This is a genomic window from Psychrobacter sp. GW64-MNA-CIBAN-0177 (assembly GCF_040309585.1).
In the GTDB taxonomy this organism is placed as follows: Bacteria; Pseudomonadota; Gammaproteobacteria; order Pseudomonadales; family Moraxellaceae; genus Psychrobacter; species Psychrobacter okhotskensis.
This window is the reverse complement of sequence record NZ_JBEOOY010000014.1, coordinates 63,736-80,315: the sequence shown is the minus strand read 5'-3', so window position 1 is coordinate 80,315 and position 16,580 is coordinate 63,736. Positions and strand designations below refer to the sequence as shown.

The window sequence follows — 16,580 nt, the reverse complement described above, 5'->3', positions numbered from 1 at the left end:
TGTAAAAGAGCCAGAAAAGATGAGATTACAAGCTGCTTAATTGGGCTTGATGGTGACAACTACCTTGAAAAACTCCGATACTAACACTTTCAAAGAACGACTTAATATCTAAACGATATATCCTATAACTAGTGCCTTCCTTCAAATGCTGTACAAGCTGACGGGATATTTCATTTCTGCTTTTAGTTTTCTTTAACGCTAATCTTATATTTGATGTTAAATTGCGAGCTAGTGTTACTTGATGAAAGCTCTTCAAAGTATAACAAGGTTTGTTGTTTTTAATTATTTTTTGGATTTCAAAAAATTCAGTTAATGAGTTGGAGCAATTAAAAGACTTATCTAGAATTTTCTTTTTTTCTTCCAATTTTATTAAATTAGTATGTTTAGACATATCACTACTGTAAATATGCTTATCGAGAGTCTTGTGTGTAATTGCCTGTTTTGTCATATTAAACTCATTATTCTGTTTAAGACTGTTAGACTATACATTTTTGAGAATATCATCCACAATTTTTTCTAAAAAATGTTCAGCCATCTCGTTTATGTCGATTCTTTACCAAAAGCCGCATAAACCCGATTTAACCCCTCACGCAGCAGCGCCTCAGGACACGCCACATTAATACGCATTTTTAGATGACCCTCGCGACCGTATTTAATACCCGAGTTTAGCTCAACTTTGGCGGCTCGCAGTTTGTCATAAAGCGCCTGATCATCTTGCGCGTACGCTGAGCAATCGAGCCAAATCAAATACGACGCCTCAGGGCGCATTACCTTGATATCAGGCAAATACCCTGCTAAAAAGTCTAGCGTAATCTCGATATTTTTTTCGATATAAGCCAGTACCTGTGCAAGCCAATCGCCGCCCTCTTCATAAGCACTTTGCATCACCGTATAAGCAAATAAATTCAGCTCGTATTCATCATTTAACTGCTGCTGCTGGCTGATTTTTCTGATTAGCGTCTCATCTTTAGCAAAGATCATCGAGCCTTTGATACCCGCTACGTTAAAGGTTTTAGTCATTGAGGTTAGACTAACGATGTTATGCGCGTAATTTTCTGCTTCTGCTAGCTTTAATAAAGGCGTGAATTTATGACCACTTAAGGTTAAATCTTGATGAATCTCATCACTGACGATGGCGACATCGTGTTTTTGACACAGCGCCAGTAGCGCTTTAAGCTCGCCTGCAGTCCAGACGCGCCCGCCCGGATTATGCGGGTTGCATAGCAAGTATAGCTTAACCTTATGCTCGATAATTTTAGCTTCGATATCTTTTAGATCGAGTTGGTATTTACCCTCAACTTCTTTTAACGCAGACATCACAAGCGTGCGCTTATTTTGCTGCACCTTAGTCATAAACGGCGTATAAATGGGATCATTGACCAGTACCGCGCCGCCTACTTCGGTAAATATCTGCATCATCAGCGCAAGGCTTGGCACCACCCCTGGCGAAAATAAGATATTATCCCGTGTCAGATTTAAACCATAACGATTGCTATGCCAGTTGATAATCGCCTCAAACAACCCCTCGGTAGGTTTGGTATAGCCCAAGATGCCGTGTTCGGGCACGCGCTGTACGCTAGTCAAGATAGGCGGCGCGGCTCTAAAGTCCATATCGGCGACCCATAGCGGAATGGTATCGTCACTATAGTGCCACTTAAGTGATCCCGTCCCGCGTCTATCGATGATTTCGTCGAAGTTATATTGCACTGGTATTGTCCTTGGTCATACGGTTAAAGAAAGCTTTACATCATGCGTTCGGTAGCGTTACGAGTCTCTACCTACCCTTAAACTCAGGCTCGCGGCGCTCAACCATCGCCATCGCACCCTCCTTTGCGTCTTCTGAATGAAATAAATGCGGCAGATAACCATGAATATTAGCTAGCGCTGACTTTGCGCCATTACGACTGGCATCTTGCGCAGAGGATAGCAGCCCTTGCACGCCAAGCGGGGCGGAGGTGCTGATCTCTTTGGCAATCGTTAGCGCGCGCTCGTACTCTTCACCATTGGGTACGACTTCACTGACTAGGTTTAGTTTATCGGCGGTTTGCGCGTCAAAGTTTTTACCTGTCAGCAAGTACGGCATGGCTTTTTGCCAGCCAGCTGCAGCGACAAAGCGTACCGTCGCCCCGCCAAACGGCATGATACCGCGCTGCACCTCCATCTGCGCAAAGTTGCAATTATCACTAGCGATGACCACATCACTATTTAGCATCAGCTCAATCCCAGCGGTAAAGCAAGTGCCTTGTATTGCCACGACCACAGGTTTGGTCCGCAGTTTGCCACCGATACCCCACGGATCGATTTTATTATCATTGAATTCAAACGCGCCTTTATCCCATTTATCTTGTAGCTCCATCAAATCAAGACCAGCGGTAAAGTGCTCGCCATGGGCGAAGATAAGCGCACAGCGTAGGTTATCGTCGTTTTCATAGTTGGTAAGCGCCTCAGAGAGTTGCTTGATCATATGGCTATCAAAGGCGTTGCGCTTGTCCGCACGATTGAGTCCGATTAGGCAGATATGGCCGTCAGTTTCATAGGTAATGCGCTTGCCAATAGCGTCAGTATCGTTTTGCATGCTCATGGTTTTATCCTTTTTATATTTGTAGTTGTGGTAGGGTGCGGTTAGTTTTATCAAGTTTTCGTAGAGAATGAAGATAAAATGTAACCCACCATTTAAACCTTATAAAAGTATAAGACGGTGGGTTACGCTGCGTTAACCACACCCTACGCCAAAATTGTCTTATTTCAGTGAATATTACTGACTTTCAATATAGACATACGCTCTTTGCAACGCAAGCACCGTTTTAGCGTTTCCATCAACAGCTGACCTCAATATCAGTTGACCTGATTTGCGATAAGTGCAACTATTATTCAACCTAAGACATGACTCAGAGCTTTTTATGGAATTTTGGCACGGTTTTTTGCTGATCACTAGCGTGCACTTGCTCGCTGCCGCCTCCCCAGGTCCTGATTTTGTATTGGTTTCACAGCAGACTTTGGCAAAGGGGCGACGCACGGGTCTGATTTGTAGTCTCGGTATTACCTTAGGTCTCGCCGTCCATATTATCTATTCGGTATTGGGACTGGCAACGGTAATCGCTCACTCGCAGCCTCTACTCACCGCTATTAAATGGTTGGGCGGCGCTTATCTGATTTATTTAGGCTGGCAAGGCATTCAAGCTAAACCCATTCAAGCTAAACCCATTCAAGCTAAACCCATTCAAGCTAAACCTAAGCCGGTCTCGGACATAGCAGCGCCCAATGCTCAAACTACTTTAGACAGTCAAAGTGTTAAACCGACAAAATCTGACGTAAGCAACAGCGATTCTACTTTTGCTATTTTGCGTCGTGGGTTTTTTTGTAATGTATTTAACCCAAAAGCGCCGGTGTATTTTGTCGCGATATTTACCCTCGTATTGTCACCTGACATACCGCTTTGGCAGTTAGCAATCTATGGCGTATGGATGATGGTCTTGCAGATGGCATGGTTTAGCGCCGTAGTGATGTTACTCTCCATTCCTGCGATACATCGTCGCTTTCAACGCTTTGAGCATTGGATTGACCGCGTCTTAGGTACCGCGATGATCGTATTGGGATTAAACCTGATTTTACGTAGCCGATAAGACATTCGTTAGCCGCGAAATCTGCTAAAATGGTTGATTATATTCAAACATCAAAGCCCGATACTATGACCAGTAAGCTTATGAACCGTCGCCCGACCGCTAACAATCACAGAAACAGATCACCTGAGACTGCCAAAAAATTAGGCCAGCTGCATCCACGCAATCCGCACCAAGGCCGCTATGACTTTGCGGTATTGACCCGCGCTTTGCCTGAGCTTGCCAAGCATACGATTACCAATCCTAATGGCGAGCCAACGATTAACTTCTCTGATCATCAAGCGGTAAGAGTGCTTAATCAGGCGCTATTGGCCCATTATTATGGCGTTAAATTTTGGGACATTCCTGAAGGTTATTTGTGTCCACCGATTCCGGGGCGTGCCGATTATATTCATTACATCGCTGACTTATTGGCGCAAACCACGCACATGAATGACGATAATACACCGCCGATGGGTAAAGAAATCCATGCCTTAGATATTGGTACTGGTGCCAGTGCTATTTACCCTATTATCGGCAGCCAAAGCTACGGTTGGCGCTTTACGGCGAGCGATATCGACCCTATTTCGGTCAATACCGCGGCATTGATTTGTGAAGCCAATCCAAAGCTAAAAGGCGCGGTGAAAGTAAAACTACAACCCAATCCGAAGAAGTTTTTTGCAGGTATCATCGGTCGTCAAGATTACTTCGATGTGGTCGTGTGCAACCCGCCATTCCATGCGTCACTAGAAGAAGCGATGGAATCCAATACCCGCAAGCAGCATAATTTGCAACGCCATCGTGGCAAGAATGAAAACGAGCAAGTAAGCCGACACTCAACGAAATCTGGCAATGCGGCACAAAACCTAAACTTCGGCGGTCAGCATAAAGAGCTATGGAGTGAAGGTGGCGAGATTACCTTTTTGACTAAGATGATAAAAGAGAGCCAAGATTTCGCTGAGCATGTTGGCTGGTTTACTAGCTTAGTCTCGAAGTCTGAAAACGTAAAACCTTTACAGCTATTGCTAAAGCAGCTTGATGTCACACAGATGCGCATTATTGAGATGAGCCAAGGACAGAAAAACACCCGTATATTGGCATGGCGTTTTAACACTGATGAAGAATAGTAGTTACTGTTTTTAATTCTTAAAGTTTCACGTGAAACAAAAAAAGCACCGCTCTGGAACCCAGAGCGGTGCTTTTTATTGAGAAAATAAGTCAAAATGGAATATAGTTAAATACCTTAAAACGCGACGGTATTGCTGATTTATCGATATTAATTTTCACTCATTATAGGGCGTGTTGAACATTCGATCGTGGCACTGACAGAGACTATTTTTTAGGCTGATGCTAAAATTGCCCCATACCGTGTTGCAATTCGAGCTAAGGTATCAACATAATCTTCGACTTGCGCCGTGTCTGGAACAATTTTAGCGATCAGCAGTGTTCATTTATGAATGTTCAACACGCCCTAGTTATCTAGCCAAAAAACATGATTTTTATACCAATTAAAATAAGCACCAAACCACCTAATGCTTCGGCTTTATCCTCTAACCATGTACCAGAGCGCCAGCCTAGATAAACACCGAATAGCCCAAATATAGCCGTTACTACAGCGATAATTAAACATGCTAACCATGCATTCAATGCCAATAAATTAAGGGTAAACCCTGCCGCCATCGCATCAATACTGGTGGCAATGGCGAGCGTAAACATAGTGCGATGATTGATACTGCCGTTTCCACTGCCTATGGCGGCAACGGTATCACCAGTCGTATCAATAGCACCAGCCTTTAGGTGAAGCGCACTGTCTACCGCATCCTCCCCATCACCAGTAAACACCTCATAAAGCATCTTGCCACCGAGACCGATCAGTATAATGCCACCGATCCAAGGTGCAGCAGCAGCCAACCAGCCTAAAAGTGCTGCGCCTAACAAATATCCAATCAATGGCATCACGCCCTGCGCAATACCAAAATATAACGCCGCATAAACAGCTAAACGTAACAAATACTGCTTGCTTTGTTTTTGCGACTTAGCACCCAGCCCAATCGCGACAGCAAATGCATCCATGGCTAAAGCGATAGCCAGCAACACAACTTCAATCATTTTAGTGTCCACTTATTATAATGATTTATCTAGTGAAGTTTCACGTGAAACATCACATCGATTTAATCGTTTACCTCTTCCCAAAAACTACGCTTTCTGCCATGCTTATCTTTAAGCGTAATAACATATTCTTTATGGGTTGCAAGTTCGCTGTAAGGCTTAGACGATTGACTAATAACCGTATCAAGCTTTGTTAGACGGTTGAAGTAGCGAGCCGCGTGACCATAGGCTTTGCTGCGAGAGCTGTCTAGAATATCATTAAGTAAAGTGCGATAAATAATAACTTGAAGTAAATCAGTCTCAGCTGGCAACTCCTTTAACATGCCGGTTAGCGCTGTATAATGTACATCAGCAAACTGGCAATAACGGGCAACTGCGACCTGATTGGCAAGCTCAACCTCTCCTATTTCTAGCAGTAGTGATGTTGCCATAAATACATTTTCTTGTTGCTCTGCCAGCTCATAAGCTCTTTTTCGCCACTGAGCTTGCTGAGCAGGACTGGCCTCAGCCATGATAGCTTTTAGCCTTAAAGGGCTTGGTTGCAGCTCAAATACCTCGCCTAGCACTTCCATGAGCGCATTGGTATTTTTTTGCATGTGATATATGTGACTTAGCCAATCCAAGCGTCTGGTCTTATCTAACAGACCATCGCTTTGCCACTCTTCATTTAAGTAGTGTAGTGCCTTATCAAAAGCTCTTTGATTTAGCAAAAATGTTAGCAACTCTTCTAATCTTCGAGGATGAACTGGTCTAGTCTCTTGCATCTCAAAAAAGATGGTTTCAAAAAATCCCACATCACCTAGCGCCCTTGATAGATTTTTTATGGCGATCTCAATTACCATTTTTTCATAGTTAATCGAAAAAGCATCATCGCTTAAAGGGCTGTTTTGCCTTTCATTGAGCGTATCTTCGTTTGCCTTTTTTATTTGGATATTCTCACGCTCTTGTTGATAATCAGCGATCAATCCACGTATCTCAGGCTCAGATAACAGCTCATTAATATCTTCTAATAAACTATCTTTAGTACCATAATCATTATCGTCAGCCAGCAATTTTACTTTCTTTACCCAAGCATGGCTGAGTATATCGCGCTCATCAACCAGTATGTCTCGCTTTTCTTGCTCATAGCATGTGCTAGCCACTGTCAGCCAAGATGCAGTCAAACTCCTATAAATATCACCAATATAACCGTTAGAATCATCAGCACGCCCTAAGCTAGCATTAGTAGATTCTATAAATAACTCAAGTAACGTCAGGCATTCTTGTGGTTGCTCAGGATAAAGGCTCATTATGTCACTGGCTAAGTGCTGAAGCTCAGTAGCAAATTCGCTAGACTCCCAATAATCTACAAACTTCCTTCGTCTTCTAAGTCCTTTTAGTGTAGTGGTTAACTTTTTTATAAGTTTAGGCTTATCTGATTGTAATAGCAGACGCTCAATTTTTTTATCGAGCATTTTATCTACACCATACACATCAGAGACAAAATCAATTAAGGCCGTTTTTGATAGTTGTGACAAATACTTCTTTTGTTCTGCGTTTAGCATAGTGTTACCCTCACTATTTTACTGGTAATGTTTCATATGAAAAAAGCCACCTTGCGAGCAAGATGACTTTATACCAATAAATACTTATATTCAAACTTCAAGGTCTATAATCTCAAAGCTTAAAAGCTAAATATCCAAATTAGACACTGTTAGCGCATTTTCTTCGATAAAGATACGACGTGGCTCAACGTGATCACCCATTAGGCAGGTAAACATATGATCCGCCGCGATAGCATCTTCGATCGTGACGCGTAGCATGCGACGGTTTTCAGGATCCATAGTGGTATCCCAAAGCTGATCAGCGTTCATCTCCCCTAGCCCTTTATAGCGCTGGATTGCCAAACCACGACGCGCATCCAGCATCATCTGTTGCCAGAGATAATCAAAGTCACGCACTGGGATATCTTTGGTCGTACCTGCTGTTGCCTCACGACGAATAAAGGCATCTTCCTCAAGTAAGGTGTTCCATTCAGCCGATAATCGTAGCAACTTGGTATATTCACCTGAGTTGATAAAGCTTGCATCTAGCAGATAATGGTGGGCTAATTGATGCACATAAACAGTGATACGTGGCAACCATTGTGCCTTGGCTGATAACGCCTCACTATCAGACACTGTGCCATCTGCAATTTCTACCGCAGGCCTCATACCCAATAAGTCTGCAGCGGCAGCATCCATATTCTTTGGTTGCGGCGCATGAATATTGACCAATTCAATCTCAGGGCTCAGATCACTACCAAAGTGCTCAAGCTGAGTTTGCATGGCTTCTTGCCACGCTTGCATAGCAGACTTATCGTAAGTCATATCAGTGCTAAGCTTTGGCGTATGCGTTAAAGCATCCAAAATTACCGCTGGAAAACGAATTTGCAAACGGGCTTTGATCAGCTGCGTTTGGTTATAATCATTCAATAGCGTCTCTAATGCTTGCCCAGTAATGGCAGGCGCATCAGCACTAATATGCAGCTTGGTATTGTCAATCGTTGATGACAATAGATAAGCTTTTAAGGCTTCATCGTCCTTTAGATACAGCTCTTGACGACCTTTTTTCACTTTGTATAGCGGTGGCTGAGCGATATAAATATAGCCACGCTCGATCAGCTCTGGCGTTTGACGGAAGAAGAAGGTCAACAGCAAGGTACGAATGTGTGACCCATCAACGTCGGCATCGGTCATGATGATGATTTTGTGATAGCGTACTTTATCAGGATTATATTCATCAGGACCGATACCACAGCCAAGCGCAGTAATTAAGTTACCTACTTCCGCAGACGACAACATTTTGTCAAAACGCGCACGCTCAACGTTTAGGATTTTACCTTTTAGTGGCAAAATCGCTTGGGTCTTACGGCTACGACCCTGCTTGGCTGAACCACCCGCAGAGTCACCCTCCACGATATACAGCTCTGAAAGCGCTGGATCTTTTTCTTGGCAATCCGCCAACTTACCAGGCAAACCAGCGATATCCAAAGTGGTCTTACGACGTGTCATTTCACGTGCTTTGCGAGCAGCATCACGTGCTCGTGCTGCATCGATGATTTTATTCGCAATGGCTTTACTAGCCGTTGGATTCTCTAACAAAAAGTCGTTGAACTTATCATGCATGGCTGATTCAACAGCAGACTTTACTTCGCTTGAGACCAGCTTGTCTTTGGTTTGACTAGAGAATTTTGGATCAGGCACTTTAACCGAGACAATCGCCGTCAAACCTTCACGCGCATCATCGCCCGTCGCCGTCACTTTCTCTTTTTTGAATAAGTTTTCACGATCCATATAACTGTTTAGACAGCGGGTCAATGCCGAGCGAAAGCCTGATAGATGCGTACCACCGTCGCGCTGCGGAATATTATTGGTAAAGCACAATACTTTTTCGTTATAAGTGTCCGTCCATTGTAGGGCCACTTCGACACTGATGCCATCGTCTTGCTCACTATCAAAATGGAAGACTTCGTTGACGCCATCTTTGCCCGCATTAATATAGCTGACAAACTCTGACAATCCGCCTTTATGCTCAAACTCATGACGCTTATCGATACGCTCATCGGTCAAGACGATGCGTACACCTGAGTTCAAAAACGACAGCTCACGTAAACGCTTGGCTAAAATATCATATTCGAAGATAGTGCCAGTAAAGACATCGTTACTAGGATAAAAGCGGATTTGGGTGCCCGTTTTATCCGTTGCTTCCATTTGCTGAATGTCAGCATCAGGCACACCATCGGTATACGTCTGATGGTAGTGATAGCCTTCACGCCAGATATTCATTTCAAGCTTTTTGGACAAGGCGTTAACGACCGAGACGCCGACACCATGTAGACCGCCTGAGACTTTATAGCTGTTATCATCGAACTTACCACCTGCGTGCAGCACGGTCATGATAACCTGCGCCGCTGACACCCCCTCTTCTGGATGGATATCAACAGGGACGCCGCGACCATTGTCCATGACACTGACCGATTCGTCTTCGTGAATGACGATATCGATCTGATCACAATGACCGGCCAATGCTTCATCGATAGAGTTGTCCACCACCTCAAAGACCATATGATGCAAGCCGGTGCCGTCATCGGTATCACCGATATACATCCCAGGACGCACGCGCACGGCTTCTAAACCGCGTAAAACACGGATATCTTTGGAGCTGTAATCAGAGGGTAACCCTTGAACGGCGGCAGGGACAATCGTGTCAACGACAGTATCCGACACCATAGCATCTGAAACTGTCGTATCGGCCGTCAATTGCTCGTAATCGGTAGGTAATGAATCACTCATGTGCATTCCTTAATCTAGCCATTATCAGCCCATCACGGGCGCACCATTACGGTGACGCCTCACGATGTTATCTTAGACTTAACGTTTTATGGTCAAAGCCTGTCATGCGTATTATTAGCTAAACATTGTTAGCTACAACTTTGTGGCATGTCATTACAGACATAAAATTAGCGCTCGGTATTTTTAATACTAGCTTCTGTTCTTTTAAACATTATTAAAGCCAAGTAAAATAAATAAAACACATATTTATCAGCCACTTAGAATTTTATAGATAATAAAAAAACTCTATATCACGCCATAAGATAACTTACTGAGAATAGGACAAAAATAAAGCCCTATTTTAGCATTTTTTTGCTTCTAAGTCACTGTTTACTGGCAGTTTTATCGTTATCTATCAGGTATTTTAAGTCGGTAAGAATTACCGAAAAATAAGAGGGTAAATTATGGATGAAATGCAAAGTTGACGAGGAGGAATTAAAACAAAAATATCAATATTTATGCTTAGTTGTCAGGAGAAATTTGACCTTGTTTCACATGAAACATATTAGGTTTTGACCATAATGTATTGACTAGCGGTACGATATCATCGGTCAAACTGGTCATAAATACTTGACAAGGCAGCTGCGCTAGCGTTGACAATAAAATCTCAATCGCCCTATCATCAAGCTCTGCAGTGATATCGTCTAACAATACCACGGGCGTCACTCGCGATTTAAAATCATTGTTAGAGATATCCGCATCTTTTTCAGTATTAAGTAGCAGCGGCAACTGTGATAAGCGCAATGCGGTAATCAATAGCTTCTTTTCACCGCGCGATAACACATTAGCGGCCTGCTCTTTTAAAACGGGCAATTTCGTGTGTATATCGCCTTCTACTGTCGTGTTTTTAGTTTCCTGCCCTTCATGTATGGCTAGCGGCTCGCTAGAGCGCCAATGGACATGAATATCGGCACGGTGGTTACCGATGCGGGTATAGCCCAGCTGCAAATCCTGTTCTAAGCGCTCATTAAGCTGTACATCGAGCGCAACACTGGTGTCGTAACCGGCACTATAGCTCAAGCTCAATTGCTCGGCATAAGCAGGCAATAACTGAGCAATGCTTTGAGCAAAATAAGGCTGCCATTCGCTAAATATTCGTTCGCGATAGTGATGGATAAGTGCCGCATGACTGCTCAGACCTCTGTCCCATGCTCTAAGCTCAGCAAGTTGAACTTGGGTCAAGTGGCGTGATTTTTTTAGCAAACTATTGCGCTGTTTTAATAGCCGTTGATAAGCTACCCATTGCGGATGAAAGCCTTGTTTCATGTGAAACACCAACCAATCCAACAGCTGCCGACGACTGGCACTGCCCTGCTCTAACATATCCATAGTAGAGGGATCTATTAATAGTGTGGGGAGCTGTTCGGTTAAGATGCTTTGATTGTAAACGGTGCTTTGATTAAGACGTAGTATCGTCGTCGCATCAGCTTGCTTTTGAATCGCTAAAGTGCTGCTATCACTGAGTCTAGCATGTACGGTTGCGCTATTTTGATGGTGCTGAATATAGCGTTTAGGCTGGTGATGACGAAAGCTCTTACCTCGTGATAGCAAGAATATCGCTTCCAATAGCGAGGTTTTACCACTACCATTCGCGCCGATAATGACGTTGCAAGCAGTGGCAGGTAGATTGACTTGACTGAGGTTACGTAGGTGTGAAATTTGTAGACGTTCAATCATAATATCGACAGCCGCCTATTTTTACCATCCGATTATTAGCAGGCAAAAGTTTAATTAATTATAGATTTTGCGAGGTTGCAGAGGTTAGTTTTAAATATGAAAACGGGCTTAAAAACAATACTACAAAGACAGCGACCTCGTCTCACTGGACAAGTGCTACCGTCTAACTGCACCGTTTTCTACAAAAAAAAGCACTATATACGCATTGGCATGATGACATATTGATGGAATTCATCATTTAGCTGATTTACTAGTACTGAGGCGTTAGATTGGCTCATATGCATTTGCAGATCCCCTTGGATGACACTTAGCACATCTTGCAAATAGGCAGCATTAAAGGACAGCTCCATCGGCTCACCTTGATACTTAGCTTGTATCATCTCAACCGCTTCGTCTTGCTCAGCGTTATTAGCGCGTACTTCCACCATACCATCGCTGGCGAAATTAAAGACGACGCCACGTGATTTTTCGTTACTTAAAATCGCGACACGGCGTAGCACATCTGTCATTTTTTCTTGATTAAATAAGGCCAATTTATCGGTATTGCTTGGCATGACGCGACGATAGTCAGGAAACTTACCGTCGATTAAACGTGCGGTAAAGGTCACCATTAGATTATCACTCACCTGCCCTGCACTATCCACTTCACCGAACGGCAAGCTTACTTGCAAAAACTCGCGACCAAAGCTTAGCGTCACTGCGTTATCTTGATCACCCAACATCTTACCAAGCTCAGAAGCCAAACGCTCAAGCTCAATCACCGCTTTGCGCGGCAAGATGGCTTGCATATTCAAATCTGCACTGACATCAATGACACTACGCGCCAATGCCAATCTATGTCCATCAGTTGCAACGGTGGTTAGCTGCTGTTGTGAAACATCAAACAGCATACCAGTTAAATAATAGCGCACATCTTGAATGGCCATGGCGAACTGGGTTTTATGAATCAAATCCGTCAAACGGCTACGGCTAATGGTCAACGGCGTGATATTTTCGGGATTGCCCAAGCTTGGATAATCTTCACTAGGCAATGTACCCAAGGTAAAGCGGCTCTTACCACTCGTCAGCAAACAACGCTCGTTTTCTTGGGTGGCAAGCGTAACTTGTGCTTGTGCGGGTAAGGATTTGCAGATATCTCTCAGTTTTGTCGCAGGTAAAGTGGTTGTTCCTGCTTCAACACAAGCACCAGCAGGCAATTTCAACGTCGATGTCAGCTCTACCTCTAAGTCAGAGGCTGTCAAAATAAGCGCTGACTCAGACAACTGTAGCTTGATATTACCCAAGATAACCATATTGTGACGTTTGTCAGCGGCCTTGGCGATCAAGTTAATAGCTTTTAATAACGACTCTCGATTAATCGATAATTGCATGCTTGGTTACTCTTATTTGAATGATTCTTTTTATATAGATGTAAAATAATGGCTTAATAATACCCTGTCTACTGACGATAATCCACAAGGTATCTGCCGGTTGGTACTCGCAATATTATAAACCATATCAACCGACTAAAATACAGTGTAACCACGGCCTAAAAATAGCGTAGCTACAGCCTAAAATTAATCGTAACATATAGCTTTAACCTGCTTGTAACATCAGAGCAAGTGTCTTGTAATCTTTATCAAACGCTGGGTCGGCGGCGCGTAGCTCATTAACTTTATCACAAGCATGCATAACCGTCGTATGATCCCGTCCGCCAAAAGACTGTCCAATCTCCGGAAAGCTATCGCTGGTCAATTCACGTGATAATGCCATGGCTATTTGCCGTGGTCTAGCAATACTACGCGTACGCTTGCGTCCCATCATGTCTTTGATAGTCACATCGTAGTATTCAGCGACCACTTTGCGGATATTATCCATATTGACGGCTTGCACCCGCATCGCGACGATGTCTTTTAGCGCGTATTGCACCATTTCAAGAGTAATCTGTGCACCCGTCAAGTTAGCATTGGCAAATACTTGATTTAGAGCACCTTCTAAACGACGGACATTTGACACCACGTTTTGAGCGATAAATAAAGCGCATTCCTTAGGGAGCGTCATGCCGTGTGATGCTGCTTTTTTCTGTAAGATTTGTACTCGTGTATCAATCTCAGGCGGATCAACAGCCACCGTCAAACCCCAAGAAAAACGCGATCTAAAACGTTCATCAAATTCCGTCATCTGCGATGGATGACGATCTGATGCCAAAATCAGTTGCTTGTCACCACTGGTAAAATCCGCAAATAACGTTAAAAACTCATTACTACTCTTGGTCTTTCCTGCTAGTACATGAATATCATCTACAATTAATAAATCTACTTTTTTTATTTTCTTTTTAAAATCTTCTATTTTATTATTTCTTAATGAATAAACCAATTGATTAATAAATTTTTCAGAAGTGAAATAATAAAAACTTTGATTGTTTTTTAAATAGCGGTGCGCTACCGAATGCATTAAATGAGTTTTTCCCAATCCTGAAGGACCATATATAAATAAAGGATTGTGACGATTCTTTGATTGACGCTTACCAAGCTCATAACAAGCCTTGTACGCAAGGTTGTTAGACTTACCAGTGACAAAGGTCTCAAAGGTAAAATCAGGATTTAGATAGCTTAATGATTTGGCATCAGCAGATTCTGCTAGGGTAGCATGACGCATGTTGGCATCGATATCTGCGCGCGCATTATTCTGATGTATGGATTCAAATTTGTGCTCGTCAGGGGGAGGGGAGGGGTTATCTTCTACAAATAGCGAACCTGACTGCGACTGATTATTGTCGTTCGACTCACGACCTGCATTATCGACCCGCACGATCACTTCCTCGATACTACCTTGACTGTGCTTGGCCACCAGCTGCTGAATATCTTGCAAATGGTTTTTTTTGATATACGTTACAAAGTAATCGTTCGGTGCAAGAATAATGAGCGTCTGCGCTTCCTGATGGGCTGATAAGGGTCTTAACCACATCGTAAATACGTTATCTTTGACGTTATAACGCAAATCGTTTAGGCACTTATCCCAAATAGTTGCTGTGTCTATCATGAAAAATAATAACCCCATAATCTGAAATAATAAAATGCCCTAAACGGCATAACTGCTCAACCAACATCCATATTGCCTATGAATATCACCTCAAAAATGCTCTTAGAGAATACGCAAAATCACATATCAAGTAGGGTGTTAATCTAACACAATACCCTGTGGATAACATCCTGTTTTTTGTGGATAAGGCTGTGGATAGTTTTGTGGATAAGTTAACAACACGAGTTATCCATATTCCACCCACAGGTTGTCCACAGGGTTACCCATAGTCTAGTATTTTGATAATAAAGGGTAATTTTGACTTAACCACAGATAATAGGCCTCCCAATAACAACAATACTTATATATATTAATAGTTAATTATTATAGAGTTCAAAGATTTCTGTGGATAACTTTCAAAAGTTTAAATTAACAAAGAAGGACTTCTAGGGAATTAAACTGGATTCACTAGCCACAGATTGATGATGCAAGAGTAATCAGAAAAACGGCTTTAGAGACGATGTACTCTACTCATCTAAACATCGATTAAATTAGTTCATTGACCAAGATACTATGCGGTGGTATAATCCTCCGTTATTACGAATTTAGTCCATTATTTTGATAGGTGAGTTATGAAACGTACATTCCAACCAAGCGTGATCAAGCGTAAACGTACTCACGGTTTCCGTGCTCGTATGGCAACTAAAAAAGGCCGTCAGGTCTTAGCTCGTCGCCGCGCTAAAGGACGTCATCGTCTTACTGTATAATTAGTAGATGACGATGAGCATGGCTAATAGTGCTTGTTGTGTTTCTATTATTTATAGATTGCGATAGTCAATCATCACAACTGACACGTAGCCATATATTAAAAGCGCCCACATCGGCGCTTTTTTTGTCTCTATATTTTATGATTCTTCTGATATTGTCACCCGCTCTGATACTAGGTTGTACTATGTCCAATACTGCTCCAGCTACCTTGACCGCCCGCTTCACTAAACAGCAACGCCTGCTGACGCCTGCAGCTTTCCGTGAGGTGTTTGATGCCCCAGAGCGCAAGCTGCACCAGAGCCATTTGATGGCTTTTATACGTACCAATGCTCACGAGCAGCCGCGAGTCGGTATGGCTATTACCAAGCGTAAAGTACCTACTGCGGTGGCGCGAAATTTAATCAAGCGTCAAATACGTGAGCAGTTCCGCGTAAAATATGCAAAACTAGAAAACAAGGATATTGTTTTCATTGTTAAAAAATCTATTAAAGATTTAGATAATAAAGAATTAATAAATGAGATAAATAATATCTTTAAAAAAATAGAAAAAAAATAAAATGAATTTCATTATTTTAAAAATAAATAAATATTTATTTTCTTTGATTTATTATTTTATTTATTTTTATCAAAAGATAATAAGTCCAATTATCCCTGCCCGTTGTCGCTATTATCCAACTTGTTCTAATTATGGTAAACAAGCGGTAGCGTGGCATGGTGTCTGGTCAGGCAGTTGGCTTTTGTTAAAACGTATTAGCCGCTGTCATCCGTTAGGCGGCCACGGCATCGATTTTGTACCGCTGCCCTTATCCTCTTATTTCTATCAATATTTATCCCCTATCGAGCTAGCGATTGTTAAAGCTCAAGGTTTATATGTTGGTAAAGACACTACAAGCTATGTTTCTCGCCTAAACCATATGATGAGACAGCCGTAAAACGTGTTAGTAACTGGATAACTTGTGGATATCTATTGAGTTACCCACAAGTTATCCACACTGTTGGTATCATTTAGGGTGGATTTTTAGTAAAATGATGCACATTTTATGTAAATGACTGCTAGTACGTTGTCACAGCGCTA

The 16,580-nt window shown here is 42.6% G+C and carries 14 protein-coding genes; 5 read left to right on the top strand and 9 right to left on the bottom strand.

All coding sequences use genetic code 11. The annotated features are described in order from the left end of the window. Window positions 1-25 precede the first annotated feature (25 nt). The 3 genes from AAEY79_RS09920 to AAEY79_RS09910 form a co-directional block, all read right to left on the bottom strand. Window positions 26-448 (bottom strand): hypothetical protein, encoded by a 423-nt coding sequence (locus AAEY79_RS09920; RefSeq protein ID WP_352288187.1) that lies wholly within the window; start codon window positions 446-448, stop codon window positions 26-28. A gap of 92 nt (window positions 449-540) precedes the next feature. Continuing rightward, window positions 541-1,707 carry a MalY/PatB family protein gene (locus AAEY79_RS09915; RefSeq protein WP_352288184.1) on the bottom strand — a complete coding sequence of 389 codons (1,167 nt, stop codon included), beginning with the start codon at window positions 1,705-1,707 and terminating at the stop codon, window positions 541-543. 67 nt (window positions 1,708-1,774) lie between these two features. Then, window positions 1,775-2,581: a crotonase/enoyl-CoA hydratase family protein gene (locus AAEY79_RS09910; protein WP_352288181.1), complete on the bottom strand. Its 807-nt coding sequence runs from the start codon at window positions 2,579-2,581 to the stop codon at window positions 1,775-1,777. Between the two features lie 319 nt (window positions 2,582-2,900). Here AAEY79_RS09910 and AAEY79_RS09905 point away from each other — a divergent pair, with 319 nt between their 5' ends. Beyond that, window positions 2,901-3,623: a LysE family transporter gene (locus AAEY79_RS09905; protein WP_352288178.1), complete on the top strand. Its 723-nt coding sequence runs from the start codon at window positions 2,901-2,903 to the stop codon at window positions 3,621-3,623. Between the two features lie 65 nt (window positions 3,624-3,688). Next, the gene (gene rlmF, locus AAEY79_RS09900) at window positions 3,689-4,726 is read left to right on the top strand and encodes a 23S rRNA (adenine(1618)-N(6))-methyltransferase RlmF (RefSeq protein WP_025652000.1); all 1,038 of its coding nucleotides are present in this window, start codon (window positions 3,689-3,691) and stop codon (window positions 4,724-4,726) included. A 352-nt stretch (window positions 4,727-5,078) separates the two neighbouring features. Here the strand turns inward: rlmF and AAEY79_RS09895 are convergent, their stop codons facing one another. The 6 genes from AAEY79_RS09895 to dnaA form a co-directional block, all read right to left on the bottom strand. Further along, a complete protein-coding gene (locus AAEY79_RS09895; RefSeq protein ID WP_025651999.1) occupies window positions 5,079-5,708 on the bottom strand; it encodes a manganese efflux pump in 630 nt (209 codons plus the stop codon). A 62-nt stretch (window positions 5,709-5,770) separates the two neighbouring features. After that, the gene (locus AAEY79_RS09890; protein WP_025651998.1) at window positions 5,771-7,252 is read right to left on the bottom strand and encodes a DUF6880 family protein; all 1,482 of its coding nucleotides are present in this window, start codon (window positions 7,250-7,252) and stop codon (window positions 5,771-5,773) included. A 126-nt stretch (window positions 7,253-7,378) separates the two neighbouring features. After that, on the bottom strand, window positions 7,379-9,958 hold the full coding sequence (gene gyrB / locus AAEY79_RS09885; RefSeq protein ID WP_051395163.1) for a DNA topoisomerase (ATP-hydrolyzing) subunit B: 2,580 nt from the start codon (window positions 9,956-9,958) through the stop codon (window positions 7,379-7,381). A gap of 564 nt (window positions 9,959-10,522) precedes the next feature. Continuing rightward, window positions 10,523-11,737 (bottom strand): DNA replication/repair protein RecF, encoded by a 1,215-nt coding sequence (recF, locus tag AAEY79_RS09880; RefSeq protein ID WP_025651996.1) that lies wholly within the window; start codon window positions 11,735-11,737, stop codon window positions 10,523-10,525. 194 nt (window positions 11,738-11,931) lie between these two features. Continuing rightward, on the bottom strand, window positions 11,932-13,107 hold the full coding sequence (gene dnaN, locus AAEY79_RS09875; RefSeq protein WP_025651995.1) for a DNA polymerase III subunit beta: 1,176 nt from the start codon (window positions 13,105-13,107) through the stop codon (window positions 11,932-11,934). 205 nt (window positions 13,108-13,312) lie between these two features. Beyond that, a complete protein-coding gene (gene dnaA / locus AAEY79_RS09870; RefSeq protein WP_025651994.1) occupies window positions 13,313-14,758 on the bottom strand; it encodes a chromosomal replication initiator protein DnaA in 1,446 nt (481 codons plus the stop codon). Window positions 14,759-15,369: 611 nt separating this feature from the next. On the opposite strand from dnaA, the gene rpmH reads away from it, so the two are divergent. From rpmH to yidD, 3 genes are all read left to right on the top strand, one after another. Further along, the gene (gene rpmH / locus AAEY79_RS09865; protein ID WP_007394757.1) at window positions 15,370-15,504 is read left to right on the top strand and encodes a 50S ribosomal protein L34; all 135 of its coding nucleotides are present in this window, start codon (window positions 15,370-15,372) and stop codon (window positions 15,502-15,504) included. A 185-nt stretch (window positions 15,505-15,689) separates the two neighbouring features. Then, window positions 15,690-16,061: a ribonuclease P protein component gene (gene rnpA / locus AAEY79_RS09860; protein ID WP_025651992.1), complete on the top strand. Its 372-nt coding sequence runs from the start codon at window positions 15,690-15,692 to the stop codon at window positions 16,059-16,061. A gap of 1 nt (window position 16,062) precedes the next feature. Beyond that, a complete protein-coding gene (gene yidD, locus AAEY79_RS09855; protein ID WP_025651991.1) occupies window positions 16,063-16,437 on the top strand; it encodes a membrane protein insertion efficiency factor YidD in 375 nt (124 codons plus the stop codon). Window positions 16,438-16,580 lie beyond the last annotated feature (143 nt).

Bases quoted from the DNA above. Each gene is read 5' to 3' on its own strand.
- AAEY79_RS09890 (WP_025651998.1), bottom strand. From the start codon at position 7,252: ATGCTAAACGCAGAACAAAAGAAGTATTTGTCACAACTATCAAAAACG.
- AAEY79_RS09905 (WP_352288178.1), top strand. From the start codon at position 2,901: ATGGAATTTTGGCACGGTTTTTTGCTGATCACTAGCGTGCACTTGCTC.
- recF (WP_025651996.1), bottom strand. From the start codon at position 11,737: ATGATTGAACGTCTACAAATTTCACACCTACGTAACCTCAGTCAAGTC.
- rnpA (WP_025651992.1), top strand. From the start codon at position 15,690: ATGTCCAATACTGCTCCAGCTACCTTGACCGCCCGCTTCACTAAACAG.
- dnaN (WP_025651995.1), bottom strand. From the start codon at position 13,107: ATGCAATTATCGATTAATCGAGAGTCGTTATTAAAAGCTATTAACTTG.
- yidD (WP_025651991.1), top strand. From the start codon at position 16,063: ATGAATTTCATTATTTTAAAAATAAATAAATATTTATTTTCTTTGATT.
- gyrB (WP_051395163.1), bottom strand. From the start codon at position 9,958: ATGGTGTCGGATACTGTCGTTGACACGATTGTCCCTGCCGCCGTTCAA.
- rpmH (WP_007394757.1), top strand. From the start codon at position 15,370: ATGAAACGTACATTCCAACCAAGCGTGATCAAGCGTAAACGTACTCAC.
- AAEY79_RS09920 (WP_352288187.1), bottom strand. From the start codon at position 448: ATGACAAAACAGGCAATTACACACAAGACTCTCGATAAGCATATTTAC.
- rlmF (WP_025652000.1), top strand. From the start codon at position 3,689: ATGACCAGTAAGCTTATGAACCGTCGCCCGACCGCTAACAATCACAGA.
- AAEY79_RS09910 (WP_352288181.1), bottom strand. From the start codon at position 2,581: ATGAGCATGCAAAACGATACTGACGCTATTGGCAAGCGCATTACCTAT.
- AAEY79_RS09895 (WP_025651999.1), bottom strand. From the start codon at position 5,708: ATGATTGAAGTTGTGTTGCTGGCTATCGCTTTAGCCATGGATGCATTT.
- dnaA (WP_025651994.1), bottom strand. From the start codon at position 14,758: ATGATAGACACAGCAACTATTTGGGATAAGTGCCTAAACGATTTGCGT.